The 25,376-nt window shown below is 71.8% G+C and carries 20 protein-coding genes; 4 read left to right on the top strand and 16 right to left on the bottom strand.

The window, feature by feature from the left end; genetic code table 11:
- Nucleotides 1–135 precede the first annotated feature (135 nt).
- Genes ACQY0Z_RS21945 through ureA form a run of 4 tightly spaced genes read right to left on the bottom strand, consistent with a single transcriptional unit; the run spans nucleotide 136 to nucleotide 4,287 of the window.
- Nucleotides 136–738: a TetR/AcrR family transcriptional regulator gene (locus tag ACQY0Z_RS21945; RefSeq protein ID WP_439812700.1), complete on the bottom strand. Its 603-nt coding sequence runs from the start codon at nucleotides 736–738 to the stop codon at nucleotides 136–138.
- A 59-nt stretch (nucleotides 739–797) separates the two neighbouring features.
- Nucleotides 798–1,847: an agmatine deiminase family protein gene (locus tag ACQY0Z_RS21940; RefSeq protein ID WP_439812699.1), complete on the bottom strand. Its 1,050-nt coding sequence runs from the start codon at nucleotides 1,845–1,847 to the stop codon at nucleotides 798–800.
- 8 nt (nucleotides 1,848–1,855) lie between these two features.
- Nucleotides 1,856–3,568 carry an urease subunit alpha gene (locus tag ACQY0Z_RS21935; protein WP_439812698.1) on the bottom strand — a complete coding sequence of 571 codons (1,713 nt, stop codon included), beginning with the start codon at nucleotides 3,566–3,568 and terminating at the stop codon, nucleotides 1,856–1,858.
- The gene (ureA, locus tag ACQY0Z_RS21930; RefSeq protein ID WP_347226695.1) at nucleotides 3,565–4,287 is read right to left on the bottom strand and encodes an urease subunit gamma; all 723 of its coding nucleotides are present in this window, start codon (nucleotides 4,285–4,287) and stop codon (nucleotides 3,565–3,567) included. Before ureA ends, ACQY0Z_RS21935 begins: the two co-directional genes overlap by 4 nt.
- Before the next feature lie 153 nt (nucleotides 4,288–4,440).
- Between ureA and ACQY0Z_RS21925 the strand changes: the two genes are divergently transcribed.
- Nucleotides 4,441–5,874 carry a cytosine permease gene (locus ACQY0Z_RS21925; protein WP_189904560.1) on the top strand — a complete coding sequence of 478 codons (1,434 nt, stop codon included), beginning with the start codon at nucleotides 4,441–4,443 and terminating at the stop codon, nucleotides 5,872–5,874.
- A 54-nt stretch (nucleotides 5,875–5,928) separates the two neighbouring features.
- On the opposite strand, the gene ACQY0Z_RS21920 is transcribed toward ACQY0Z_RS21925, so the two are convergent.
- The 3 genes from ACQY0Z_RS21920 to ACQY0Z_RS21910 form a co-directional block, all read right to left on the bottom strand.
- Complete coding sequence (locus ACQY0Z_RS21920) at nucleotides 5,929–7,017, bottom strand: branched-chain amino acid aminotransferase (RefSeq protein ID WP_189904558.1); 1,089 nt, start codon at nucleotides 7,015–7,017, stop codon at nucleotides 5,929–5,931.
- Nucleotides 7,018–7,269: 252 nt separating this feature from the next.
- Nucleotides 7,270–8,313 (bottom strand): 3-isopropylmalate dehydrogenase, encoded by a 1,044-nt coding sequence (locus tag ACQY0Z_RS21915; protein WP_189904557.1) that lies wholly within the window; start codon nucleotides 8,311–8,313, stop codon nucleotides 7,270–7,272.
- A gap of 89 nt (nucleotides 8,314–8,402) precedes the next feature.
- Nucleotides 8,403–8,534: a hypothetical protein gene (locus ACQY0Z_RS21910; protein WP_093768038.1), complete on the bottom strand. Its 132-nt coding sequence runs from the start codon at nucleotides 8,532–8,534 to the stop codon at nucleotides 8,403–8,405.
- A 337-nt stretch (nucleotides 8,535–8,871) separates the two neighbouring features.
- Here ACQY0Z_RS21910 and ACQY0Z_RS21905 point away from each other — a divergent pair, with 337 nt between their 5' ends.
- On the top strand, nucleotides 8,872–9,078 hold the full coding sequence (locus ACQY0Z_RS21905; RefSeq protein WP_019524405.1) for a DUF5988 family protein: 207 nt from the start codon (nucleotides 8,872–8,874) through the stop codon (nucleotides 9,076–9,078).
- 69 nt (nucleotides 9,079–9,147) lie between these two features.
- Here the strand turns inward: ACQY0Z_RS21905 and pruA are convergent, their stop codons facing one another.
- Nucleotides 9,148–10,779: an L-glutamate gamma-semialdehyde dehydrogenase gene (gene pruA, locus ACQY0Z_RS21900; protein ID WP_347226694.1), complete on the bottom strand. Its 1,632-nt coding sequence runs from the start codon at nucleotides 10,777–10,779 to the stop codon at nucleotides 9,148–9,150.
- Nucleotides 10,780–10,814: 35 nt separating this feature from the next.
- Nucleotides 10,815–11,741: a proline dehydrogenase family protein gene (locus tag ACQY0Z_RS21895; protein ID WP_189904552.1), complete on the bottom strand. Its 927-nt coding sequence runs from the start codon at nucleotides 11,739–11,741 to the stop codon at nucleotides 10,815–10,817.
- Between the two features lie 138 nt (nucleotides 11,742–11,879).
- Between ACQY0Z_RS21895 and ACQY0Z_RS21890 the strand changes: the two genes are divergently transcribed.
- On the top strand, nucleotides 11,880–13,118 hold the full coding sequence (locus ACQY0Z_RS21890) for a helix-turn-helix domain-containing protein (RefSeq protein WP_347226699.1): 1,239 nt from the start codon (nucleotides 11,880–11,882) through the stop codon (nucleotides 13,116–13,118).
- Here the strand turns inward: ACQY0Z_RS21890 and ACQY0Z_RS21885 are convergent.
- Nucleotides 13,099–13,710 carry a TetR/AcrR family transcriptional regulator gene (locus ACQY0Z_RS21885; protein WP_189904548.1) on the bottom strand — a complete coding sequence of 204 codons (612 nt, stop codon included), beginning with the start codon at nucleotides 13,708–13,710 and terminating at the stop codon, nucleotides 13,099–13,101. The genes ACQY0Z_RS21890 and ACQY0Z_RS21885 overlap by 20 nt on opposite strands.
- An 84-nt stretch (nucleotides 13,711–13,794) precedes the next feature.
- Here ACQY0Z_RS21885 and ACQY0Z_RS21880 point away from each other — a divergent pair, with 84 nt between their 5' ends.
- Nucleotides 13,795–15,339, top strand: coding sequence for an MFS transporter (locus tag ACQY0Z_RS21880; RefSeq protein WP_439812697.1), 1,545 nt, complete (start codon nucleotides 13,795–13,797; stop codon nucleotides 15,337–15,339).
- Nucleotides 15,340–15,398: 59 nt separating this feature from the next.
- On the opposite strand, the gene serA is transcribed toward ACQY0Z_RS21880, so the two are convergent.
- The 6 genes from serA to ACQY0Z_RS21850 form a co-directional block, all read right to left on the bottom strand.
- Nucleotides 15,399–16,988, bottom strand: coding sequence for a phosphoglycerate dehydrogenase (gene serA / locus ACQY0Z_RS21875; protein WP_019524399.1), 1,590 nt, complete (start codon nucleotides 16,986–16,988; stop codon nucleotides 15,399–15,401).
- A gap of 267 nt (nucleotides 16,989–17,255) precedes the next feature.
- Nucleotides 17,256–18,254: a ketol-acid reductoisomerase gene (gene ilvC, locus ACQY0Z_RS21870; protein WP_189904543.1), complete on the bottom strand. Its 999-nt coding sequence runs from the start codon at nucleotides 18,252–18,254 to the stop codon at nucleotides 17,256–17,258.
- A gap of 117 nt (nucleotides 18,255–18,371) precedes the next feature.
- Entirely contained in the window at nucleotides 18,372–18,896 is a 525-nt protein-coding gene (gene ilvN, locus ACQY0Z_RS21865; RefSeq protein WP_019524397.1) for an acetolactate synthase small subunit, read from the bottom strand.
- 21 nt (nucleotides 18,897–18,917) lie between these two features.
- A complete protein-coding gene (locus ACQY0Z_RS21860; protein WP_347226693.1) occupies nucleotides 18,918–20,768 on the bottom strand; it encodes an acetolactate synthase large subunit in 1,851 nt (616 codons plus the stop codon).
- A 231-nt stretch (nucleotides 20,769–20,999) separates the two neighbouring features.
- Nucleotides 21,000–23,978 carry a putative bifunctional diguanylate cyclase/phosphodiesterase gene (locus ACQY0Z_RS21855; RefSeq protein ID WP_439812696.1) on the bottom strand — a complete coding sequence of 993 codons (2,979 nt, stop codon included), beginning with the start codon at nucleotides 23,976–23,978 and terminating at the stop codon, nucleotides 21,000–21,002.
- A gap of 402 nt (nucleotides 23,979–24,380) precedes the next feature.
- Complete coding sequence (locus ACQY0Z_RS21850; RefSeq protein ID WP_106959509.1) at nucleotides 24,381–25,331, bottom strand: NAD(P)-dependent oxidoreductase; 951 nt, start codon at nucleotides 25,329–25,331, stop codon at nucleotides 24,381–24,383.
- Nucleotides 25,332–25,376: the final 45 nt, after the last annotated feature.

The raw sequence follows: 25,376 nt of genomic DNA, 5'->3' as shown, positions 1-25,376 counted from the left end.
CTGCTGCCAATAATCGTGGCGAACGAGAGCACGGGGGGATTTTGGCACAACCCGCCCTCCCGCTCACCGTCCGTCTCAGGATGCGGGCGTTCGGCGCGGCGTGGTGAGACGCGAGGCGGTGCTTCCCGGCCGGGCTCAGGCGCCCGCGGCCAGCGTCTCGTCGAGGAACTCCCGTACGTGGCCGAGGACCTGGGTCCTGCCGGTGCCGCGCAGGCCGATCGCCACATGGATGGCGAGACCGTCGAGCAGGGCGCGCAGCCGGACGGCGTAACGGTCGGCGTCCACCGGGCGGAACTCGCCGCGGGAGACGCCCTCGGCGAGCAGCGCCACCAGGTCGCGGTGCCAGGCGCCCTCGATGGCGGCCTGCCGGTCGCGCGCCTCGGGCTCCGCGTTCTGTGAGCGGTTCCACACCTCCAGCCACAGCGTCCAGTGCGGGTCGCGGTGCCCGTCGGGCACGTACAGCTCCACGTAGCCGTCGAGGCGTTCGCGGGCGGTGCCGGGCCGCGCGAGCAGCCGTGCCCGCTCCGCGCCGAGCCGCCCCTCGCTCCACTCCAGGGTGCGCAGCAGCAGCTCGTCCTTGGACCCGAAGTAGTAGAGCAGGTGCCCGCTGCTCATCCCGACCTCCAGCCCGAGCGCCGCCATGGTGAGCTTCTCCAGCCCGCGCTCGGCGATCATCGCCATGGCGGCGGCGAGCACGTCCTCACGCGGGGGCGCGGGGGTACGACGGCGGCGGGTCACCGGGCGGCCTCCCGGGCGGACCGGGGCGTATGGGGGAGCAGTACGTTCACCCGTACGTTCTACCGGACCGCCGTGCGCGGCTGCTGCTGGGTGATGCAGTGGATGCCGCCCCCGGCCGTGAAGATCGGGCGGGCGTCGACCTGGGTGACCGTGCGGGTGGGGAAGAGGCGGCGGAAGAGGGCGGCGGCCTCCTTGTCGCGGGGGTCGTCGAAGGCGCAGAGGACCACGCCGCCGTTGCACAGGTAGTGGTTGATGTAGGAGTGGTCGGCCCAGTGGCCGTCGGCCTCCAGCCTGGTGGGGGCGGGGACCGGGACGACCTCCAGGGGGCGGCCGCGGGCGTCGGTCGCGGAGCGGAGGATGCCGATGACCTCCTCGGTCACCTCGTGGTCGGGGTGGGCCGGGTCGGGCTGGTGGTGGGCGACGACCACGCCGGGCCGGGCGAACGCGGCGACGATGTCGACATGGCCCAGGGTGCCGAAGCCGTACGGCGGATAGTCGGCGGTGAGGCCGCGAGGCAGCCAGACCGCCTTACGGGTGCCGAGGTGGGCGTGGATCTCCGCCTCGACCTCCTCCCGGGTCCGGCCGGGGTTGCGTTCGGGGCCGAGCTGGACGGTCTCGGTGAGCAGGACGGTCCCCTCGCCGTCGACGTGGATCCCGCCGCCCTCGTTGACGAGGTCCGTGCGGTACGTCCGCGCCCCGGCGAGGTCAGCCACGTGCGCGGCGATCTTCGCGTCGTGCTCCCAGCGGGCCCACTCCTGGGCGCCCCAGCCGTTGAACGTCCAGTCCACGGCGGCCAGCCGGCCCGCGGAGTCGGTGAGGAAGGTCGGTCCGATGTCCCGCATCCACGCGTCGTCCAGGTCCCGCTCGACGGTGTCGACGCCGGGCCCGAGCAGCTCGCGCGCGTGCGCCGACTGGCCCGGGCCGCACACCACGGTGACCGGCTCGAAGCGGCGCACGGCGCGGGCGACCTGGGCCCAGGCGGTGCGGGCGGCGGCGAGGGCTTCGGGGTCGGCGAAGGTGGGGTTGGGGCCGGGCCAGGCCATCCAGGTGCGCTCGTGCGGGGTCCACTCGGCGGGCATGCGGAAACCGTCGGCGGCGGGCGTGTTCATCCGGGTCCTCAGAGGAAGTAGAGGCGGTTCAGGGAGACCGAGTCGGCGGGCCGGGAGCGCAGCGGCTCCCCGTCGAGGGTGACCAGACCCGTGCGGGGGTCGACGTCGACGGCGCCGGTACGGGAGTTGTGCAGCAGGTCGGCGGGCCCGATGCCGCGGGTGCCGCGCACGGCGACGCGGCGGCGCCGGGTGGGCATCGTGTCGTGGCCCCGCTCGACGGCGGCGCGGGCCACGAAGGCGACCGACAGCTCGGCGGGTGTGGCGCCGTACGCCCCGAACTGCGGCCCGAGCACGAGGGGTTCGCAGGTGTCGGTGGCCGCGTTGGGGTCGCCGGTGACGCCGTACGCGGGGAAGCCGGCCTTGAGCACGAGCTGCGGCTTGGCGCCGAAGAACTCCGGGCGCCACAGCACGATGTCGGCGAGCTTGCCCACCTCGAGGGAGCCGACCTCGTGGGCGAGGCCGTGCGCGATCGCCGGGTTGACGGTGAGTTTGGCGATGTAGCGCAGCACCCGCTCGTTGTCGTCGTCGCCGTCCGCGCCCAGCTCCGCCTTCATCTTCCCGGCCATGGCGAACGTACGGCGGACGGTCTCCCCGGCGCGGCCCATGCCCTGCGCGTCGGAGGAGGTGATGCCGATGGCCCCGAGGTCGTGCAGGACGTCCTCGGCGCCCATGGTCCCGGCCCGGATCCGGTCGCGGGCCATGGCGGCGTCGCCCGGCAGGTCGGGCTTGAGGTCGTGGACGGAGACGATCATGCCGTGGTGCTCGGCGACCGCGTCCCGGCCGAAGGGAAGCGTGGGGTTGGTGGAGGAGCCGATGACGTTCGGCACGCCCGCCATCTTCAGCACGTCGGGGACATGGCCCCCGCCGCAGCCCTCGATGTGGAAGGCGTGGATGGTGCGGCCCTCCAGCACGCGCAGGGTGTCCTCCACCGACAGGCACTCGTTCAGGCCGTCGCTGTGCAGGGCCACCTGCACGTCGTGCTCCTCGGCGACCCTGAGCGCGGTGTCCAGGGCGCGGGTGTGGGCGCCCATGTCCTCGTGCACCTTGAAGCCGCACGCGCCGCCCTCGGCGAGCGCCTCGGTCAGCGGGGATTCGTGGGAGGACGAACCCCGGCCGAGGAAGCCGATGTTGACGGGCCAGGCGTCGAAGGCGGAGAACGCGTGGCGCAGCGCCCAGGGCGAGTTGACGCCGACGCCCCACACCGGGCCGAACTCCTGCCCGATGATCGTGGTCACCCCGGAGGCGAGGGACGCCTCCATCACGCGGGGCGACAGGAGATGGACGTGGGTGTCGACGGCGCCGGCGGTGGCGATGAGCCCTTCGCCGGAGACGATCGTGGTTCCGGTGCCGACGACGACGTCCACGCCGTCGAGGGTGTCGGGGTTGCCGGCGCGCCCAATCGCGCTGATCCGCCCTTCCCGGATGCCGACGGACACCTTGCGGATGCCGAGCACGGCGTCGATCACCACCACGTTGCTGATGACGACGTCACAGGTCTCGCGGACGGAAGCGGCCTTGAGGTGCAGTCCGTCGCGGGCGGTCTTGCCGAACCCGGCGAGGAACTCGTCGCCGTACCGCTGGGCGTCGGACTCCACGCGGATCACCAGGCCCGAGTCGCCGAGGCGGAGCCGGTCGCCGGCGCGGGGGCCGTGGGTGGCGGCGTAGGCGTGCGGGTCGAGGCCGTCGTACTCGCCGGTCCCGCGGCCGAGGGTGCGGCTCATCGCGTCGCTCCTTCCGGGGCGCCGGGGCGGTCGTCGTCAGACGTGCCGGTGCCGAGGTAGCCGCAGGCCGCCGCGCGGCGCAGCGCCTCGTCCTTGGCGCCCGGCGCGTCCAGCGGGCCGTCGACGAGTCCGGCGAAGCCGACGGCGACGCGGTCCCCGCAGATCGGCACGAGACCGACCCGCCGGGTCTCACCGGGTGCGAAGCGGACGGACGAGCCGGCGGGCACCGCGAGCCGCATGCCGTAGGCGTCCGCGCGGGGGAAGTCCAGGCGGGGGTTGGCCTCGAAGAAGTGGAAGTGGGAGGTGACCGAGACGGGCACGGTGGCCGTGTTGGTGACGGTCACCGTGGCGACCGGCGCGGGATCGCTGTGCGCGGGGCCGGGCAGCAGGGCGCCCGGGGCGTCGTCGCCCAGCCCGCCGCCGATCGGGTCGGTGACGACGGCCAGCCGGGAGCCGTCGTCGAAGACCGCCTCCACATGCACCTCGGTGACCACGTCCGCCACCCCGGGCAGCACGTCGTCCGGGCCGAGCACGGACCGGGCCCGCCCGACGGCCTCCGCCAGGCGCGCGCCGTCCCGGGCGGCCTCGCAGACGGTGTCGGCGATCAGGGCCGTCGCCTCGGGCACGTTCAGCCTGAGTCCCCGAGCGCGCCGGGCCCGGGCCAGCTCGGCCGCGCCGAAGAGCAGCAGCCGGTCGCGTTCCGTCGGGGTCAGTCTCACGCCGTGAACACCTCCTTGCCTTCCCTCACCCCACGATTAGAGCATCACTCTAAACCTGAGCATCGAGGAACGGAACCATTGACGTAGGCGACCGAAGAAGCCACATTGAACGTCACTCAAAACCATCGGTGCACCGTTGAAGGAGACCTGCCCATGCCGAGGGAACTGCGCGGAGTCGACACCATCCCCGAGGCGGAACGCACCAGCGGCCCGCGGGACCTCGTCTCGATCCTGCTGGGCTCCAACCTCTGCCTGGGCGTGATCGTCTTCGGCTGGCTGCCGCCGTCCTTCGGCCTGGACTGGTGGTCGTCGGTCACCTCGGTGGTGGCGGGCACCGTCGTCGGCACGCTGTTCACGGCGCCGCTGGCCCTGGTGTCGCTGCGCACCGCGACCAACCTGTCCACCTCGTCCGGCGCGCAGTTCGGCGTGCGGGGGCGGCTGGTGGGGTCGGTCGTGGGGCTGCTGCTGGCGCTCGGGTACACCGCGCTGACCGTGTGGATCGGCGGCGACGTGATGGTGGGCGTGCTGGGCCGGCTGTTCGGCCTCCCGGCCGACGGGACGGCGTACACCGTGGTCTACGCGCTGCTCGCGGCGGCGACGGTGGCGGGCGCGGTGTACGGCTACCGGGTGCTGCTCGCGATGTCCCGGGTGCTGGCGTTCGGCATGACGGCGCTGCTGGTGCTGGGCGTGTTCGCGTACGCGCCGCACTTCACCACCGAGGCGCTGCCGGAGACGGGCGGCTATCTGCTGGACGGGTACTGGCCCACCTGGCTGCTGGCCGCGGTGGCCGCCGGGCTGTCCGGGCCGATCGCCTTCATCACCCTGCTCGGCGACTACACCCGCTACATCTCCCCCGCCCGCTTCTCCTCCCGGCGCGTGCTGCGGGCGACCTGGCTGGGGCTGATGCTGGGCCTGCTGGTGCCGCAGCTGTTCGGCACGTTCACGGCGTACGCGGCCCGCGCCGCCCTCGACTACGCCGGGCCGCTGGTCGACGCCGCTCCCGGCTGGTACCTGATCCCGCTGCTGCTGGCCGCGTCCGCGGGGTCGGTGGGGAACGCGGGGCTGATGCTGTACTCGATGGGGCTGGACCTGGACGCGATCCTGCCGCGCGCGTCCCGCACGACGGCGACCTACGTCGTCGCGGTCGTCGCCACGGTCTGCGTCTTCGCCGGCCACCACCTCTCGACCGCGCAGGACGCGATGACGTCGTTCGTGCTGCTGCTCACGGCCGTGGGCACACCGTGGGCGGTGATCACCCTGATCGGCTCGGTCCGCTGCCGGGGCGTCTACGACGCGGACGCCCTCCAGGTCTTCAACCGCCGCGCGCGGGGCGGGGCGTACTGGTACACGGCCGGCTGGAACATCCCGGCGACGGCGTCCTGGGCCCTCGGCTCGGCCGTCGGCCTCCTGGCCGTCTCCCTCCCCACGTACGAGGGGCCGCTGGTCGCCCTGACGGGAGGGGTGGACGCGAGTTTCCTGCTGTCGGGCGCGGTGGGCGGAGCGGCCTACGTGCTGGCGACGGGCCGCACCGGGAAGGACAAGGCGGCCGTGACCCCCGTACGGGCGCCGGAGGAGGAGCGGGTCTAGCGGCGCCGCGTACGGACGAAGGGCCGGGGCCTGATGCCCCGGCCCCTTTCCGCGTCAGGCCAGCTTGTGCATCCAGCCGTGCTTGTCCTCCGCGGTGCCGCGCTGGATGTCGAGGAGGGCCTGGCGCAGGCGGAGGGTGACCTCTCCCGGCTCGCCGCCGCTCTGCTGCCACTCGCCGGTCGCGCGCTTCACCGTGCCGACGGGCGTGATCACGGCCGCGGTGCCGCAGGCGAAGACCTCGGTCAGCGTGCCGTTCTCCGAGTCGCGCTGCCACTGCTCGACCGAGACGCGCTCCTCGACCGCCTCGTAGCCGAGGTCGCGGGCGACGCCCAGCAGGGAGTCACGGGTGACGCCCTCCAGGATGGACCCGGTGAGGGCCGGCGTGACGATCTTGTCCCCGTACACGAAGTACAGGTTCATGCCGCCCAGCTCCTCGACCCACTTGTGCTCGACGGCGTCGAGGTAGCAGACCTGGTCGCAGCCCTTGGCGGCCGCCTCCGCCTGCGCGAGCAGGGAGGCCGCGTAGTTGCCGCCGGTCTTGGCGTCGCCCATGCCGCCGGGGACGGCGCGGACACGGTCCTCGGAGACCCAGATGGAGACCGGCTTCACGCCGCCCGGGAAGTAGGCGCCGGCCGGGGAGGCGATCACCAGGAACAGGTACTCGTTGGCGGGCTTCACGCCCAGCCCGACCTCGGTCGCGATCATGAAGGGGCGCAGGTAGAGGGACTCCTCGCCGCCGTGCGCGGGCACCCACGCCTGGTCCTGGGTGACCAGGGCGTCGCACGCCTCGAGGAACGTCTCGACCGGCAGCTCCGGCATGGCGAGACGGCGGGCGGACCGCTGGAACCGCTCGGCGTTCTTCTCGGGGCGGAACGTGGCGACGGACCCGTCGGGCTGCCGGTAGGCCTTGAGGCCCTCGAAGATCTCCTGCGCGTAGTGCAGCACCGTCGTCGCCGGGTCGAGGGAGATCGGCGCGTACGGGACGAGCTGGCCGTCGTGCCACCCGCGGCCCTCGGTCCACTTGATCGTCACCATGTGGTCGGTGAAGTGGCGGCCGAAGCCGGGGTTGGCCAGGATCGCTTCGCGTTCCGCGGCGGAGAGCGGGTGGGCCGAGGGCTTGAGCTCGATCGTGGGCGTCGTCATGAGTGGTTGTCCTTCACCGGTTGTAGTGACGGGCCGCGCACACGCCCGTACGGCCTGTGGCCAGTACTAGGACGTCCGAGCATTCCCTCAATCCGCGGCTCCGCGTTCGATTATCGCCCGGCGGAGGCAGCGGAAGAAACAGGGTGAATGCGGCCCGGTGGTCGTTGGCACATCACCCGGCGGGACACACGTCGAAGCCGCCGGGTGCGGATGCGACCCGGCGGCTTCGAGTGTGTCGAGGTGGGCGCCGGGTCAGCCGGCTACTCGTGCGGCGAGGGCGTCGCCGATGTCCGAGGTGCTGCGGGCGGGCAGGCCGCCGCGCTCCGCGAGGTCGGCGGAGACGGCGTCCTCGATGCGGGCGGCCTCGGCGTCGTGGCCGAGGTGGCGCAGCAGGAGGGCGACGGACAGGACGGTGGCGGTGGGGTCCGCCTTGCCCTGTCCGGCGATGTCCGGGGCCGAGCCGTGCACGGGCTCGAACATGGACGGGAACTCGCGGCTCGGGTTGATGTTGCCGGAGGCCGCGACGCCGATGCCGCCGGAGACGGCCGCGGCGAGGTCGGTGATGATGTCGCCGAAGAGGTTGTCGGTGACGATCACGTCGAACCGGCCGGGGTCGGTGACCAGGTAGATGGTCGCGGCGTCGACGTGGATGTAGTCGGTGGTGACGTCCGGGTACTCCGCGGCCACCTTGTTGAAGATGTTCGTCCACAGGTGGCCGGCGAAGGTCAGCACGTTGTTCTTGTGGACCAGCGTCAGCTTCTTGCGCGGGCGGGCCTGGGCGCGGGCGAAGGCGTCGCGGACCACGCGCTCGACGCCGAAGGCCGTGTTGACGGAGACCTCGGTGGCGACCTCGTGCTCGGTGCCCTTGCGGATGGTGCCGCCGTTGCCCGTGTAGGGGCCCTCGGTGCCCTCGCGGACGACCACGAAGTCGATCTCGGGCTGTCCGGCGAGCGGCGTGGCGACGCCCGGCAGGAGCTTCGACGGGCGCAGGTTGACGTGGTGGTCGAAGGCGAAGCGGAGCTTCAGCAGGAAGCCCCGCTCGAGGACGCCGGACGGGACGCCCGGGTCGCCGATGGCGCCGAGCAGGATCGCGTCGTGCTGCTTGAGCGCGTCGAGGTCGGCGTCGGTGAGGGTCTCACCCGTGGCGTGGTAGCGACGGGCGCCGAAGTCGTACTCCTTGGTCTCCAGCTTCACATCCTGCGGAAGGACGGCGGAGAGGACCTTCAGGCCTTCGGCCACGACCTCCTGGCCGATGCCGTCACCGGGGATCACTGCGAGATTGATGCTGCGAGACATGCGGGCACCCTACTCCTCGTCCCACGGGATGACATGGGGCGTCCGGCATACGGACGCCTCGGGCGTGTCAGGGGCCGGCCGGCGACGGCTCAGTGGCCGGTCGAACCGCCGTTGTCGCGGCGGTCGAGGGCGCGCTGCAGGGCGGCGGCGGCGTTCTTGCGGTCGCTCTCGGCACTGCGGACGGAGCGGCGGACGCGGCGGCGGGCGGTCGTCTCGGGCATGACGGATCGACTCCTTCGGAAAAGACGCGCGGACTCGACAAATGCGCGGAGGGTCACGAGACGCCGGAAGGGGCGGGGAGCCGTGGCCGCAGGGGTCGCCTGCACGGGGCCTGCTCACAACCGCCGTTCGCTGGATGGAGCGATGCGTTCGGCTCCTACAAAAGTAAGGGCGGCGGCCGCATCTGTCTGCACAATTACTTGGGCTTCCTACTATCTGAGACGGCGGCACCCCCATCACCCCGCTGACCTGTGCTTTCTTCGATGTGGGCTCGGCCACTCGGCTGATCCCGGCCCCCGGCGGGCGACTGCCCCGGGCGGGAGGGGAACGGTCACCGGCATGAACGACACGGCGAAGGTGTTCCTCGAAGGCGGGCCGGACGATCTGCCCGAGCGGATCGTCCCGGCCCCCGACCCGGGCCCCGATGTGAAGATCGAGCTGCGCAACGGCTACGAGCACTTCCGGCCGACCTCACGTCAGGCGGACACCCCTGAGGGGCGGCTTCCGGTGTACGAGTGGTGGGAGCGGACGGAGATGCCGGGCTGACCCAGGACAGCGCGAAGGGGCCGGGCGCGTGGTGCGCCCGGCCCCTCCCACGTCACCTCACACGGGACGTCAGCCCATGTGCGGGTACGTGTAGTCGGTCGGCGGGACCAGCGTCTCCTTGATGGCGCGGGTCAGCGTCCAGCGCATCAGGTTCTGCGGGGCGCCGGCCTTGTCGTTGGTGCCGGAGGCACGGCCGCCGCCGAACGGCTGCTGGCCGACCACGGCGCCGGTCGACTTGTCGTTGATGTAGAAGTTGCCGGCCGCGTAGCGCAGCTTCTCCATCGTGTACGCCGCCGCGGCGCGGTCGCCCGCGATGACCGAGCCGGTGAGGGCGTAGTCGGACACCGACTCCATCTGGGTCAGCATCTCGTCGTACTTGTCGTCCTCGTAGACGTGCACGGCGAGGATCGGGCCGAAGTACTCGGTGCGGAACACCTCGTTCTCCGGGTCGCTGCACTCGATCACGGTCGGGCGGACGAACCAGCCGACCGAGTCGTCGTAGCTGCCGCCGGCGACGATCGTGCAGGCCGGGTCCTCCTTGGCGCGGTCGATGGCGGCCTTGTTCTTGGCGAAGGACCGCTCGTCGATGACGGCGCCGATGAAGTTGGACAGGTCGGTGACGTCACCCATCTTGATGCCGTCCACCTCGGCCGCGAACTCCTCCTTGAAGCCGGAGTTCCAGATCGAGGCCGGGATGTACGCGCGCGAGGTGGCCGAGCACTTCTGGCCCTGGTACTCGAAGGCGCCGCGGGTCAGCGCGGTCTTCAGCACGGCGCGGTCGGCGCTCGGGTGGGCGACGACGAAGTCCTTGCCGCCGGTCTCGCCGACCAGACGCGGATACGAGCGGTACTTCTCGATGTTGGCGCCGACCGTCTTCCACAGGTACTGGAAGGTCTTGGTGGAGCCGGTGAAGTGGATGCCCGCGAGGTCGCGGTGCTCGAGGGCGACCTTGGAGACCTCGATGCCGTCGCCGGTGACGAGGTTGATGACGCCCTTGGGCAGCCCGGCCTCCTCCAGCAGCTGCATGAGCAGCACGGCGGCGTGGGTCTGGGTCGGGGACGGCTTCCACACCACGACGTTGCCCATCAGCGCGGGCGCCGTCGGCAGGTTGGCCGCGATGGCGCTGAAGTTGAAGGGCGTGATCGCGTAGACGAAGCCCTCGAGCGGCCGGTGGTCCAGGCGGTTCCACACGCCCGGGGAGTTGGCCGGGGGCTGCTCGGCGAGGATCTGCCGGGCGTAGTGGACGTTGAAGCGCCAGAAGTCGACCAGCTCGCAGGGGCTGTCGATCTCCGCCTGCTGGGCCGTCTTGGACTGGCCGAGCATGGTGGAGGCGGCGATGGTCTCGCGCCACGGTCCGGCCAGCAGCTCGGCGGCGCGCAGGATGATCGCCGCGCGGTCGTCGAAGGCCATCGCGCGCCAGGCGGGGGCGGCGGCGAGAGCCGCGTCGATGGCGTCCTGCGCGTCCTGCCGGGTGGCGTTGGCGTAGGTGCCGAGGCGGGCCTTGTGGTTGTGCGGCTGCACGACGTCGAAGCGCTCGCCGCCGCCCATCCGCTTGACGCCGCCGATGGTGCAGGGCAGCTCGACGGGGTTGTCGGCCAGCTCCTTGAGCTTGGCCTCGAGACGGGCCCGCTCGGGGCTGCCGGGGGCGTAGCCGTGCACCGGCTCGTTGACGGGGGTGGGGACCTGGGTCACAGCGTCCATGGGTTCCGTAACTCCTTATCTAGAGCGGTGTGGTGTCAGCCCTTGGTGATCATGCTGCGGGCGAAGAACCGGAGGTTGGCCGGCTTCTCCGCCAGGCGCCGCATGAAGTAGCCGTACCAGTCGGTGCCGTAGGCCGTGTAGACGCGCATGCGGTGTCCCTCCGCGGCGAGGCGGTGGTGCTCCTCGCTGCGGATGCCGTAGAGCATCTGGAACTCGTACTCGTCGAGCTTGCGTCCGGCGGTGCGGGCCAGTTCCTGGGCGATGGCGATCAGACGCGGGTCGTGGGACCCGATCATCGGGTAGCCCTCGCCCTCCATCAGCGTCCGCAGGATGCGCACGTACGCCTTGTCGATCTCGTGCTTCTGCTGGTAGGCGACCTCGGCGGGCTCCTTGTAGGCGCCCTTCACCAACCGTACGCGACTGCCCGCGGCGGCGAGGCGGCGCGCGTCCTCCTCGGTGCGGAAGAGGTAGGCCTGGATGACGCAGCCGGTCTGCGGGAAGTCCTTCCGCAGCTCCTCGTGGATGGCGAACATCGAGTCGAGGGTGGTGTGGTCCTCCGCGTCCAGGGTGACCGTGGTGCCGATCTCGGCGGCGGCCTCGACGACCGGGCGGACGTTCGCGAGGGCCAGCTCGTGGCCGCCGGGGAGCGCTTGGCCGAACATCGACAGCTTCACCGACATCTCGGCGCGCTCGCCGAGCTCCAGCGGCTTCAGCCGGTCGATCAGCTCCAGGTAGGCGTCGCGGGCCGCCTCGGCCTGCTCCGGGGTGGTGATGTCCTCGCCGACGACGTCCATCGTCAGTTCGAGGCCGTTGTCGGTGAGCTCCCGCACGATCGGCAGGATCTCGTCCACGGTCTCACCGGGGATGAAGCGGTCGACGACCTGCTTGGTCACCGGGGCCGCCGAGATCAGGCGTCGCATCCGGTCGCTGCGCGACGCGGCGAGAATCACGGGACCCAGCACGGGGCACCTCCACAAGCTGCGAGAGGCCGCCACCCGACGGTTCGGGGACGGCACGGAGAACCACCGTGAAACCTAAGGATGACCCTGATCCTGGGCCATCGACAGACGTCACGCATCCCTGGGCGAGATCTCAGACAGATGTATGAAGAGCGCCGGTTCTTGCGGCAGAATGCCCGGGTGACGTCGGAATACAGGGACGACTACCAGGAGCTGGTGGACGAGATCTCGGAGCTCCTCGGCGCTCCGGCGACCCTGGAGAACCGCGACTTCGAGCTGATCGCCTTCGGCGCGTACGACAGCGAGGGCGACCTCGACCCGTCGGCGCTGGACCCGGTGCGGGCCCGCTCGATCCTGACCCGGCGCTCCACACCCGCCGTCCGCGCCTGGTTCGAGGGGTTCGGCATCACCCGCGCGACCGGCCCGGTCCACATCCCGCGCACCCCGGAGGCGGGCGTGCACCGGGGGCGTGTCTGTCTTCCCGTACGCCATCGCGGGGTGGCCCTCGGCTATGTGTGGCTGCTGGAGGACGAGCCCGGGCCCACGGCGGAGCAGCTCGAGGCCGCCATGCGGGTGACGGTGCGGATCGGCGCGCTGCTCGCGGACGAGGCGCAGCACGGCGCGGACCTCACCCGGGAGCTGCGGGCGGTGCTCACGGCGGAGCGGGGCTGGCAGCGGGACATGGCGGTGGCCGAGCTGCGTACCGCGCTCGGCCCGCGCGCGGAGGGCCTGCACACGGTGGTCTGTGTCGCGCCCTGGCCGTCCGCCGACCCCGACGACGCGCCCTCGGTGCGCACGGTGCCGGGGGCGACCGCGCTGTGCACGCTGCCGTGGGGCGCGACGGCCGTGTCCCTCGCGCTGCTGCTGCGGCTGCGCTCCGCCGACGTGCTGACGCCGGCGACGACGGCGGCCGGGCGGCTGCTGGAGCGGGCCCGGGACGGCGGGGCGGCGGGCCGGTCCGGGCCTCCCCCGGCGGCAGCGGGGATCGCCGCGCCCCGCACGGGTCTGGCCGATCTGGGCACGGCCTGGGACGAGGCGTCGGCGTCGGCGCGTGCCGCGCTGGCCGAGCCGCGTCTCGGGCCGGTGGCCCGCTGGGCGTCGATCGGCCCGTACCGTCTGCTGACCGCGCTGTCCCCCGGCGCCGCCCACGACCCCGCCGTCAGCCCGCTGCTCTCCCCCGCGCACACGGAACTGGCCCGCACCGCCGAGGTGTACCTGGACTGCGCGGGCCAGGCCGGGCGCACGGCGGCGGAGCTGGGCGTGCACCGGCAGACGCTGTACTACCGGCTGTCGCGGATCGAGCGGCTCACCGGCCTGGACCTGGACGACGGCGAGGACCGCCTGCTGCTGCACATGGCGCTCAAGGCGCACCGCCTGTAGACGCGCCGTCCTCGGCGGCCGTGGCTGCCTCGACCACCTGGCGCAGGCCGGCGGTGAGCCGTTCGGCGTCGGGGGCGCTGCCCGGGTCGAAGGTCCACTGGGCGATCAGGCCGGTCATCAGGGTCACGTAGAACGCGCCGAGGGTGTCGGCGGTCGCGTCGGAGACGTCCTCCTCGCGGCCGCCCATCAGCAGCGGCACCAGTCCGCGGCCGGCCTCGCGCTGGGCCGCCGCGAGATGGGCGCGCACCTCCGGCAGCCGGTCGCCCATGGCGAGCACCTCCATGCTGAGCCGCCACACCGAGCCGGGGTCCTTCATGGTGGCGATGATGTTCGCCCACACCCGCTCGAACCGCTCCAGCGAGCCCGGCGCGGACTCGTCCACGGAGCCGTCGCCCTCGAAGGCGCCGCCCATGCCCTCGACGAGGGAGACGTAGGCCTGCGCGAGCAGCGCGTCCTTGGAGCCGTAGTGGTAGCCGATCGACGCGAGGTTGGTGCCCGACTCCTTGACGATGTCGCGCGCCGTGGTGCGGACGAACCCCTTGGCGAGCAGGCAGCGCTTGGCCCCTTCGAGCAGATCCTCACGGTGTCCCATGGCCGCAGCCTACCCGGCCCTCCATACGGCCGTCTTATACAAGTGTTCTAGACACCCGTATAAGACGTGCGTACAGTCGGCGTCATGACACCGAACCCGAACCGGGCCGGCCGCCGTGAGTGGACCGCGCTCGTCGTCCTGATGCTTCCGCTGCTGCTGGTCTCGATGGACGTCTCCGTCCTCTACTTCGCCGTCCCCGAGATCAGCGCAGACCTGGAGCCGACCGGCACCCAGCAGCTGTGGATCTTCGACATCTACGGCTTCGTGCTGGCCGGCCTGCTGATGACCATGGGCGCGCTCGGCGACCGCGTCGGCCGCCGCCGGCTGCTGCTGTGCGGCGCGGCCGCCTTCGGCGCGGCCTCCCTGCTCGCGGCCTATGCGCAGTCCGCCGAGACGCTGATCGCGGCCCGCGCCGTCCTCGGCATCGGCGGCGCGACCCTGATGCCGTCGACGATGGCGCTGGTCCGCACGATGTTCACCGACTCCGGGCAGCGCGCGAAGGCGATCGGGCTGTGGTCCGGCGTGATGACGGGCGGCATCGCGCTCGGCTCGGTGATGAGCGGGCTGCTCGTGGAGCACTTCTGGTGGGGCTCGGTCTTCCTGGTCAACCTGCCCGCGATGGCGCTGCTGCTGGTCCTCGGCCCGCTGCTGCTGCCGGAGTCGAGGGACCCCTCCCCCGGCCGCTTCGACTGGCCGAGCGTCCCGCTGTCCATGGCCGCCGTACTCCCCGTGGTCTACGGCCTGAAGGAACTGCCCTCCGAGGGCTGGAACGTCCGCTACGTCGTGTCGATCACCGTCGGTCTGCTGTTCGCCGCGCTGTTCGTGCACCGGCAGCGCACCGCGCGCTCCCCGATGATCCCGCCCGCCCTGTTCCGGGGGCACGGCTTCAGTCCCGCGCTCGCCCTCAACACCCTGTCGGCGCTGGGAATGATGGGCTCCGCGATCTTCACCACGCAGTATCTGCAGTCGGTGCTCGACAGGAGCGCGCTGGAGGCCGCGCTGTGGAGCCTGCTGCCGTCGGTGCTCATCGGCGTCGCCGCCCCGGTCGCGGCGACGCTCGTGCAGCGCGGGGCCGAGCGGGCGCACGTCGTCACCGCCGGGTTCGTCATCTCCGCCTGCGGCTACGGAGTGCTGGCCCTGGCCGGCACGGACTCCCTGTGGCTGGTGCTGGCGGCGTGCGGGGTGATGGCCGCGGGCATCGTCGTCGTGATGTCCCTGCTCACCGACCTGGCACTCAGTTCGGCGCCCATGGACCGGGCGGGCTCGGCGTCGTCCCTGCTGGAGACCGGCACCGAGTTCGGCGGCGCCCTGGGCATGGCCGCCCTCGGGTCGATCGGCGCGGCCGTCTACCGGCATGCGATGCCGGACACCGCGCCCCAGCCGGCGCGGGAGACCCTCGGCGGGGCACTCGCCGTCGCCGCCGAGCTGCCGGGGCGCGCGGGGGACGCCCTGGCCGCGGCGGCACGCGAGGCGTTCACCGAGGGAATGCGGGGCGCTGCGATCGCCGGGGCGCTGCTGCTCCTGGTCGCGGCGGGAATCGCGGTGGCCGGGCTGCGGAACGTCCGCGTACGTCCGGACACGGAAAACGCCGGACAGGCTGAGAATCTCAGCCCGTCCGGCGTCCGATGACGAGCCCGTTCAGCGCGAACGGGGATCCGGGGGCGCCTCCCCCGGAGTCTCGAACCGGATCAGACCAGGTTCACGGACCGCGCGGAGGTCGCGCCGATCTCCGCGGCCAGCTCACCCAGCACCGACGTGGACACCGTGTCGTCGACGGTCAGCACGGCGAGCGCCTCGCCGCCGACCGTCGCGCGGGCGACCTGCATGCCGGCGATGTTGATGCCGGCCTCGCCGAGGATGCGGCCGACGGTGCCGACGACACCCGGACGGTCCTCGTAGCGCAGGACGACCATGTGGTCGGCGAGGGCCAGGTCGACGTCGTATTCGCCGACCGCCACGATCTTCTGGACGTGCTTGGGGCCGGCCAGCGTGCCGGAGACCGAGATCTCCTCGCCGTCGGCCAGCGTGCCGCGCACGGTGACCACGTTGCGGTGGTCGGCCGACTCCGAGCTGGTGGTCAGCCGCACCTCGACGCCGCGCTCCTGCGCGAACAGCGGGGCGTTGACGTAGGAGACGGTCTCGTCGACGACGTCCTCGAAGACACCCTTGAGGGCGGACAGCTCCAGCACCTTCACGTCGTGCTGGGTGATCTCGCCGTACACCTCGACGTCGAGGCGGACCGCGACCTCGCCCGCGAGCGCGGTGAAGATACGGCCGAGGCGCTCGGCGAGCGGCAGGCCCGGCTTGACGTCCTCGGCGATGACGCCGCCCTGGACGTTCACCGCGTCGGGGACCAGCTCACCGGCGAGGGCGAGGCGCACCGAGCGGGCGACGGCGATGCCGGCCTTCTCCTGGGCCTCGTCCGTGGAGGCGCCGAGGTGCGGGGTGCAGACGACCTGGTCGAACTCGAAGAGCGGGGAGTCGGTGCACGGCTCCTTCGCGTACACGTCGAGGCCGGCGCCGGCGACGCGCCCCTCCTTGAGCGCCGAGTACAGCGCCTCCTCGTCGACGATGCCGCCGCGCGCGGCGTTGATCACGCGCACGGTCGGCTTGACCTTGCGCAGCGCCTCGTCGCCGATCAGGCCCAGCGTCTCGGGGGTCTTCGGCAGGTGGACGGTGATGAAGTCGGAGACCTCGAGCAGCTCGTCCAGCGACAGCACCTTGACGCCCATCTGCGCGGCCCGCGCGGGCTGCACATAGGGGTCGTAGGCGACGACCTTCATGCCGAAGGCGGACATGCGCTGCGCGACGAGGGCGCCGATCCGCCCCAGACCCACGACACCGAGGGTCTTCTCGGCGAGCTCGACGCCCGTGTACTTGCTCCGCTTCCACTCGCCGTTCTTCAGCGCGGCGTTGGCCTGCGGGATGTTGCGCGCGGTGGCGAGGATGAGACCGCAGGCCAGTTCGGCGGCGGTCACGATGTTCGAGGTGGGGGCGTTGACGACCATCACGCCGGCCTTGGTGGCGGCGGAGACGTCGACGTTGTCGAGGCCGACGCCGGCTCGTGCGACGACCTTCAGCTTGTTCGCGGCGGCGATCGCCTCGGCGTCGACCTTGGTGGCCGAGCGGATGAGGATCGCGTCCACGTCGGCGATGGCGGGGAGCAGTTCGGCTCGGTCCGCGCCGTTGCAGTGCCGGATCTCGAAGTCCGGGCCGAGTGCGTCGACGGTGGCGGGCGACAGCTCTTCAGCGATGAGTACGACGGGTTTCGAGCTCACGTGAGTCCTCACAAGTCCCAATGCGGACGGCCGTCCCGACGGCCGCAGGCGGTGAAGAAGTGCTAGCCGCGTGGAAGACGCACGACGCTGTGGGCCTGACGCGTATGTAGTGCAGCAGTGTAGTGGCGCCGAGGGCGTCGTCTTACGCCGCTTCGGAAGGATCACCCGTCCGTGGCGGACGGGATGGACAACGCCGTACCACCGACGTTACCCCGGGTTCTCCCGAAGGGCCGGGGCGTGACGCCCCGGCCCTCAGGACGGTTCGGCTCAGGCCTCCTCGTCGACCCAGCTCATCAGCTTGCGCAGCTGCTTGCCGGTGGTCTCCAGGAGGTGCTCGGAGTCCTGCTTCTTGTACTCCTCGTACTTCTTCAGGCCGCCGTGGTACTCGTCCATCCAGGTCTGGGCGAAGGTGCCGTCCTGGATCTCGGCGAGGACCTTCTTCATCTCGGCCTTGGTGGCGTCGGTGATGATCCGCGGGCCGGTGACGTAGTCGCCCCACTCGGCGGTCTCCGAGATCGACCAGCGCATCTTCTCCAGGCCGCCCTCGTACATGAGGTCCACGATGAGCTTCAGCTCGTGCAGGCACTCGAAGTAGGCGATCTCCGGCTGGTAGCCGGCCTCGGTCAGCGTCTCGAAGCCCGCCTTGACCAGCGCGGCGGTGCCGCCGCAGAGGACGGCCTGCTCACCGAACAGGTCGGTCTCGGTCTCCTCGGTGAAGGTGGTCTTGATGACACCGGCGCGGGTGCCGCCGATGCCCTTCGCGTACGACAGGGCCAGCGCGAAGGCGTTGCCCGTGGCGTCCTGCTCGACGGCCGCGATGCAGGGGACGCCGCGGCCCTCCTCGTACTGACGGCGCACCAGGTGGCCCGGGCCCTTGGGGGCGACCATGCAGACGTCCACGCCGGCCGGGGGCTTGATGAAGCCGAAGCGGATGTTGAAGCCGTGGCCGAAGAACAGCGCGTCGCCGTCCTTCAGGTTCGGGGCGATGGACTCCTCGTAGACCTGGCCCTGGATCGGGTCCGGGACGAGGATCATGATGACGTCGGCCTCGGCGGCGGCCTCGGACGGGGTCACCACGCGCAGGCCCTGCTCCTCGGCCTTGGCCTTGGACTTGGAGCCCTCGTGCAGACCGACGCGCACGTCGACGCCGGAGTCGCGCAGCGACAGGGCGTGGGCGTGGCCCTGGCTGCCGTACCCGATGACCGCGACCTTGCGGCCCTGGATGATGGACAGGTCGGCGTCGGCGTCGTAGAACAGCTCGGCCACTGGGTTCTCTCCTTGTGTGCAGGTGTTGCGTCCCACCGTATGACGGTGAGGGAGGGGGAAGGTTGGGGGTCTCGCGATACGGGCGGCCGGCCGTGTCCCGGCCGCCCGTCCGGTGTCTCAGGCCGACCGGTCCAAGGCGCGCAGCGACCGGTCCGTGATCGAACGGGCACCGCGTCCGATCGCGATGGTGCCGGACTGGACCAGCTCCTTGATGCCGAACGGCTCGAGCATCCGGAGCATGGCGGACAGCTTGTCGCTGCTCCCGGTGGCCTCGATGGTCACGGCCTCCGGGGAGACGTCGACGGTCTTGGCGCGGAACAGCTGGACGATCTCGACGATCTGGGAGCGCGTCTCGTTGTCGGCGCGCACCTTCACCAGAACGAGTTCGCGCTGGACGGCCTGCCCGGGTTCGAGCTCGACGATCTTCAGCACGTTGACGAGCTTGTTGAGCTGCTTGGTGACCTGCTCCAGCGGGAACTCGTCGACGCTCACCACGATGGTGATGCGGGAGATGTCGGGGTGCTCGGTGACGCCCACGGCGAGCGAGTCGATGTTGAAGCCGCGGCGGGAGAACAGGGCGGCGATCCGGGCCAGGATGCCGGGCGTGTTCTCCACCAGGACGGAGAGCGTGTGCTTGGACATGATCTCTTCGGTCTCTCTCGCTCAGTCGTCTTCGTTGTCGCCGAAGTCGGGGCGCACGTCCCGGGCGGCCATGATCTCGTCGTTGGAGGTTCCGGCGGCGACCATCGGCCAGACCATCGCGTCCTCGTGGACGATGAAGTCCACGACGACCGGGCGGTCGTTGACCGAGTTCGCCTCCTCGATGACCTTGTCGAGGTCCGCGGGGTCCTCGCAGCGGATCGCGTAGCAGCCCATGGCCTCCGACAGCTTCACGAAGTCGGGGACGCGGGTGCCCCTCGCCTCCGGGTTGACGTCGTCGGGACCGGAGTGCAGGACCGTGTTGGAGTACCGCTGGTTGTAGAACAGCGTCTGCCACTGGCGGACCATCCCGAGGGCGCCGTTGTTGATGACGGCGACCTTGATCGGGATGTTGTTCAGGGCGCAGGTGGTGAGCTCCTGGTTGGTCATCTGGAAGCAGCCGTCGCCGTCGATCGCCCAGACCGCGCGGTCGGGCGCGCCGGCCTTGGCGCCCATGGCGGCCGGGACCGCGTAGCCCATCGTCCCGGCGCCGCCGGAGTTCAGCCAGGTGGCGGGCTTGTCGTACTGGATGAAGTGCGCGGCCCACATCTGGTGCTGGCCGACGCCCGCCGCGAAGATCGTGCCCTCGGGGGCGAGCTGTCCGATGCGCTCGATGACCTGCTGCGGGGAGAGCGAGCCGTCCGTGGGCTGGTCGTAGCCCAGCGGGTAGGTGTCGCGCCAGCGATTCAGGTCCTTCCACCAGGCGCTGTAGTCGCCGCGGTGGCCCTCGGCGTGCTCCTTCTGGACGGCCTGGATGAGGTCGGCGAGGACCTCGCGGGCGTCACCGACGATCGGCACGTCGGCGGCGCGGTTCTTGCCGATCTCCGCCGGGTCGATGTCGGCGTGGACGATCTTGGCGTACGGGGCGAAGCTGTCCAGCTTGCCGGTGACGCGGTCGTCGAAGCGGGCTCCGAGGGCGACGATCAGGTCGGCCTTCTGCAGCGCGGTGACGGCGGAGACCGAACCGTGCATGCCCGGCATTCCCACGTGCAGCGGGTGGCTGTCGGGGAACGCGCCGAGCGCCATCAGGGTGGTGGTGACGGGCGCTCCGGTGAGCTCGGCGAGGACCTTCAGCTCGGCGGTGGCCCGGGCCTTGATGACCCCGCCGCCGACGTAGAGGACCGGTCGCTTCGCGGAGGTGATGAGCTTGGCGGCCTCGCGGATCTGCTTGGCGTGCGGCTTGGTGACGGGCCGGTAGCCGGGCAGGTCCATGACGGGCGGCCAGGTGAAGGTGGTCTTCGCCTGGAGGGCGTCCTTGGCGATGTCGACCAGCACCGGGCCGGGGCGGCCGGTGGAGGCGATGTGGAACGCCTGGGCGATGACCCGCGGGATGTCCTCGGCCTTGGTGACCAGGAAGTTGTGCTTGGTGATCGGCATGGTGATGCCGACGATGTCCGCCTCCTGGAAGGCGTCCGTGCCGATCGCCTTGGAGGCGACCTGGCCGGTGATCGCCACCAGCGGGACGGAGTCCATGTGGGCGTCGGCGATGGGCGTCACCAGGTTGGTGGCGCCGGGACCCGAGGTCGCCATGCAGACGCCCACCTTGCCGGTGGCCTGCGCGTAACCCGTGGCCGCGTGACCCGCGCCCTGCTCGTGCCGCACCAGGACGTGGCGCACTCGCGTGGAGTCCATCAGCGGGTCGTACGCCGGAAGGATCGCACCGCCGGGAATGCCGAATACGGTGTCGGCGCCGACCTCCTCGAGAGAGCGGATGAGGGACTGCGCGCCCGTGACGTGCTCGACGGGGGCGGACTGCTGTCCTCCGGAACGGGGCCGCGGCTGCGGGTGATGGGCCCCGGTGGCCTGCTCGGTCATCGGCATTCTCTTCTCGATGCTGAGGGTTTTTGCGAAGTTCGTGCGGGTTACGCGTGCTGCTCGGCAGGTGCCTGTGCAACAAAAAACCCCTCGTGCCGTAAGGCAAGCGAGGGGAGCGCGCCGGGTGGTGGGTCGCTGAGCTTTCGTCGCTCAGCGTCAGCCGACGCGCTTTCCAAGTACGAGAATTCGGGTGCGCATGGCACTGACCCTCCCCCCGGCGCACACTCACTGTCAAGTGGGTGGGACGGGAGTCTCATTATGTGAGCGGAGTGTCGTAGCGCTTTTGAGCACCGCCGTCACCCCCGTGGAGTACACGGGGGAACCGCCTCCGCCGGCCAGCACCGGCTCGGCCGGGGCGTGCGGCACCGGGTAGCGCACGGCGGCCAGCGCCCGGCGCAGCCGGTACTCGTCGAGCGGCCCCGAGAAGGCCAGTCCCTGCCCGTGGGTGCAGCCCATCGCGCGCAGCGCCTCGGCCTGCTCGGGCAGGTCCACGCCGTCGGCCACGGTCTGCAGTCCGAGGTCGGCGGCGATCCGCAGCAGCCCATGGGTGATCTTGTAGAGCCGCGCGGACTCCGCCACGCCGTCGACCAGGCTGCGGTCGAGCTTCAGCATGTCGACGGGCAGCCGTCGGAGTGCCGTGATCGCCGCGCGTCCGCTGCCGAAGCCGTCCAGGGAGATCCGTACGCCGAGCCGCTTGAGCACGGTGAGCCGCCGCTCCAGCTCGTCGAGGGACACCCGGGGGTCGGTGTCGGCCAGCTCCACGATCAGTGAGCCGGACGGCAGACCGTGCCGGGTGAGCAGCGCCTCGACCGAACCGAGGGGCAGCGAGCGGTCCAGCAGCCGGCGCGCGCTCAGCCGTACGGCGACGGGTACGGGCAGGCCCGTGGCGTGCCGTTCGGCGGCCTGCTCGACGGCCTCCTCCAGCACCCAGCGGCCCAGCTCGGCGGTCTTCTCGCTGTCCTCGGCGACGCGCAGGAACTCCGCGGGCGTGAACAGCACGCCCTGGGAGGAGCGCCAGCGCGCCTGGGCGCACACCGACGTGATCCGGCCGTCCGCCAGGCACACCACGGGCTGGTGCAGCAGGGCGAACTCGCCGTGGTGCAGCGCCGCGCGCAGCCGGGTGGCCAGCTCCGCCTTGCGGACGACGTCCTGCTGCATGTGCGGCTTGTACAGCTCGACGCGGCCCTTGCCGGCGGCCTTCGCCCGGTACATCGCGAGGTCGGCGTTGCGCAGCAGCTCGCCCGCGCCGATGCCCGGTTCGGCGAAGGCGACGCCGATGGAGGCGTTGACGCGGACATCGTTGCCGTCGATGAGGTAGGGCTGGGAGAGCGTGACTCTGAGCCGGTCGGCCAGTTCGAGGATGTGCCGCTCGCGCGCGTCCCGGTCGCGTACGCCGTCGCCGACGATGAGCGCCGCGAACTCGTCGCCGCCGAGCCGGGAGGCGGTGTCGCCCTTGCGGACGGCGTCCTGAAGTCTGCGGGCGGCCTGCACGAGCAGTTCGTCCCCGGCCTGGTGGCCGATGGTGTCGTTGACGCCCTTGAAGCCGTCGAGGTCGATGAAGAGCACCGCCGTGCCGCGCAGGGCGGCGCCCCGGTCCGAGGCGCGGCGGCCGGAGAGGGCCTGCTGCACGCGCCGGGTGAACAGGGCGCGGTTGGGCAGGTCGGTCAGCGGGTCGTGCTCCGCGTTGTGCTGGAGCTGGGCCTGGAGGCGGACGCGCTCGGTGACGTCACGGCTGTTGAAGATGAGGCCGCCGTGGTGCCGGTTGACGGTGGACTCCACGTTGAGCCAGCCCCCGTCGCCGGAGCGGAACCGGCACTCGATGCGCGTGGTGGGCTCCTCCACCGGGTCGGCGGCGAGGAACCGCCGTACCTCGTGCACCACGCAGCCGAGGTCCTCGGGGTGGATCAGGGAGGCCAGTTCGGTGCCGACGAGGTCCTCCGCCTGGCGGCCGTAGACCCCGGCGGCGGCCGGGGAGACGTAGCGCAGGACGCCGCTGGGGGCTGCGATCATGATGACGTCGCTGGAGCCCTGCACCAGGGAGCGGAAGTGGTTCTCCGCCTGGGCGAGTTCCTGGGTCAGGGTGATGTTGTCGAGGAGCATGATGCCCTGGCGCACGACGAGCGCGAGCGCCACGGTGCCCCCGGTGATCAGCACGACCCGGTCGACGCTGCGGCCGTTGAGGACGTTGTAGAGGATCCCCAGGGTGCACACGGCCGCCGCCAGGTACGGGGTGAGCGCGGCGAGGGAGCCGGCGATGGGCCGGGAGAGCTGGTACCGGCCGGGTGGTGGGGCGTGCTGGTGGTCGGGGGCGGTGCGCCGCCCGGGCAGGTGCTCGCGGACCACGCGGGTGGACGTCTCGCGCTCCGGTGCGCCGCGCCGGGGTGCGGTCCAGGGGGCGTAGGCCAGCAGCAGCGACCCGGCGAACCAGCCCGCGTCGAGCAGCTGCCCGGAGTGGTAGCCGGCGTGCAGCAGCGGGGAGGTGAACAGGGCGTCGCACATCACGGTGAGCGCGAGCGCCCCGATCGCGGTGTTCACCGCCGAGCGGTTGACCGAGGAGCGCCGGAAGTGCAGCGCGAGGACCATGCTGACGAGGGCGATGTCGAGCAGCGGGTACGCCAGGGACAGCGCGGTGTGCGCGACGCTCGGTCCCTCGGCCTTGGCGGCCTGGGCGAGGGCGAGGCTCCACGCCAGGGTGAGCAGCGAGCCGCCGATCAGCCAGGCGTCGAGGCCGAGGCACACCCAACCGGCCTTGGTCACGGGCCGTTTGGCGAGCACCAGCAGGCCGACGATGGCGGGCGGCGCGAAGCAGAGGAAGAACAGATCGGCGTAGCTGGGGCTCGGCACGTCCTGGCGCAGCACGACCTCGTACCAGCCCCAGACCAGGTTGCCCAGGGACGCCATGGCCGAGGAGAGACCGAACAGCATCCAGGCGGGCCGGTACCGGGTGCGGCGGCTGCGGGCGTAGACCACGCAGGACACGGCGGCGGCCGCGGCGGCGGCGCTCAGCCCGAAGTCCCCCATGACCAGGGCGAGTCGCTCCGACCCCCAGCCGAACGCGGCGCCGACGGCGTAGGCGCCGCAGACCAGGACGAGGACCAGCTGGGCCGCGGGGCCGGGGCGGCGGCCGGCGCCCGCCGCGGGCAGCAGGGTCCGCGGGGCGGACGCGGGACGCAGCGCACCGTCGAGGGTGGGGGTCGGCGGCGCGCTCACCGGTCCCTCCCGGTCCGCGCCGCCTCCGCGCTCCAAGGGCCCCGGTGGGCCTGGGACCGGGTCCGCCGGCTCGTCTGCCGGGGTGGGTGGTGAGGGCCGGCGCCGTCGGTCCGTCCGCCGCGCCGGATGTGCTGACCGTGTCTGTGCGTGTCCGCGTGCCGGTGTCGCCGCCGACGCATCCGCCGCGTCGGATCGGTGGTCGTCTGGCCGTGCATCGCCCGTCGCCCCCCTCACAGTCTCCGTGTCGCTCCCCCGCGCCGTTGGTCGGCAGCGCGCAGCCCCTGTCGGGACGATACACCAGTATCGTCACTCAGGGACATAGGTCCTCTACGCTCCGTGACGATCAACGGTTCGCCGAGTACCCACCGCTCCCGGGGAGTCGCGGACGGTACTCGAAGCGGACTACGCGTCTTCCGTTCCCGTCACCAGGATCACGTTCCCGAGCTCCTCGTGGTTCACGTATCGGCGCAACTGGTCGCGCAGCAGGCGCTTCGCGCGGGGGAGGAACGCGGACGTGGGTCCGCCGACGTGCGGGGTGATCAGGACGCCGGGCGCCCGCCACAACGGGTGGTCGGCGGGCAGGGGTTCGGGGTCGGTGACGTCGAGGGCCGCGGTGATGCGGCCGCTCTCCACCTCGGTGAGCAGGGCCTTGGTGTCGACCACCGGTCCGCGGGCGACGTTGACGAGCAGGGCGCCGTCCTTCATCCGGGCCAGGAAGGCGGCGTCCACGAGGTGCCGGGTGCCCTCGGTGAGCGGGGTGGACAGGACGACGACGTCCGCTTCCGGGAGCAGGGAGGGAAGTTCGGTGAGCGGATGCACCGGCCCGCGCTCCGTTGTGCGCGCGGAGCGCGCGACGCGCGCCACCCGCGCGAGCTCGAACGGGACGAGCCGGTCCTCGATGGCCGCGCCGATCGAGCCGTGGCCGACGATGAGCACGGTCCGGTCGGCGAGCGCCGGCCGGAAGCCACCCTGCCACTCGCCCCGGTCCTGGGCGCGCACGAAGTCGGGGATGCCGCGCAGGGAGGCGAGGATCAGGGTGAGCGTGAGCTCCGCCGTGCTGGCCTCGTGCACCCCGCGCGCGTTGCACAGCCGCACGCCCTGAGGGAGGTCCTTCAGGCCGGGCTGCACATGGTCGATGCCGGCCGACAGCGTCTGCACCACGCGTACGGACCGCATCCGGGGCAGCGGACGCAGGCACACCTCGGCGGGCTTCATGTACGGCACGACGTAGACGTCGCACTCCTCCGGGTCGGTGGGGTAGGTCTCACCGCCGTCCCAGAAGTGGTAGCGCGGCCCCTCGGGGAGTCCGTCGATCTCGTCCGGGGGGATGGGAAGCCACACGTCAGGAGTCATGCCACGGAGGCTAGTTCAGGCCGCCGGGACGGCAGAGGTTAGGTT

The sequence above is a fragment of the Streptomyces sp. P9-2 genome (genome assembly GCF_051903975.1).
In the GTDB taxonomy this organism is placed as follows: domain Bacteria; phylum Actinomycetota; class Actinomycetes; order Streptomycetales; family Streptomycetaceae; genus Streptomyces; species Streptomyces cellulosae.
The sequence above is the reverse complement of the archived record's forward strand: the minus strand, read 5'-3'. Positions and strand labels throughout refer to the sequence as shown.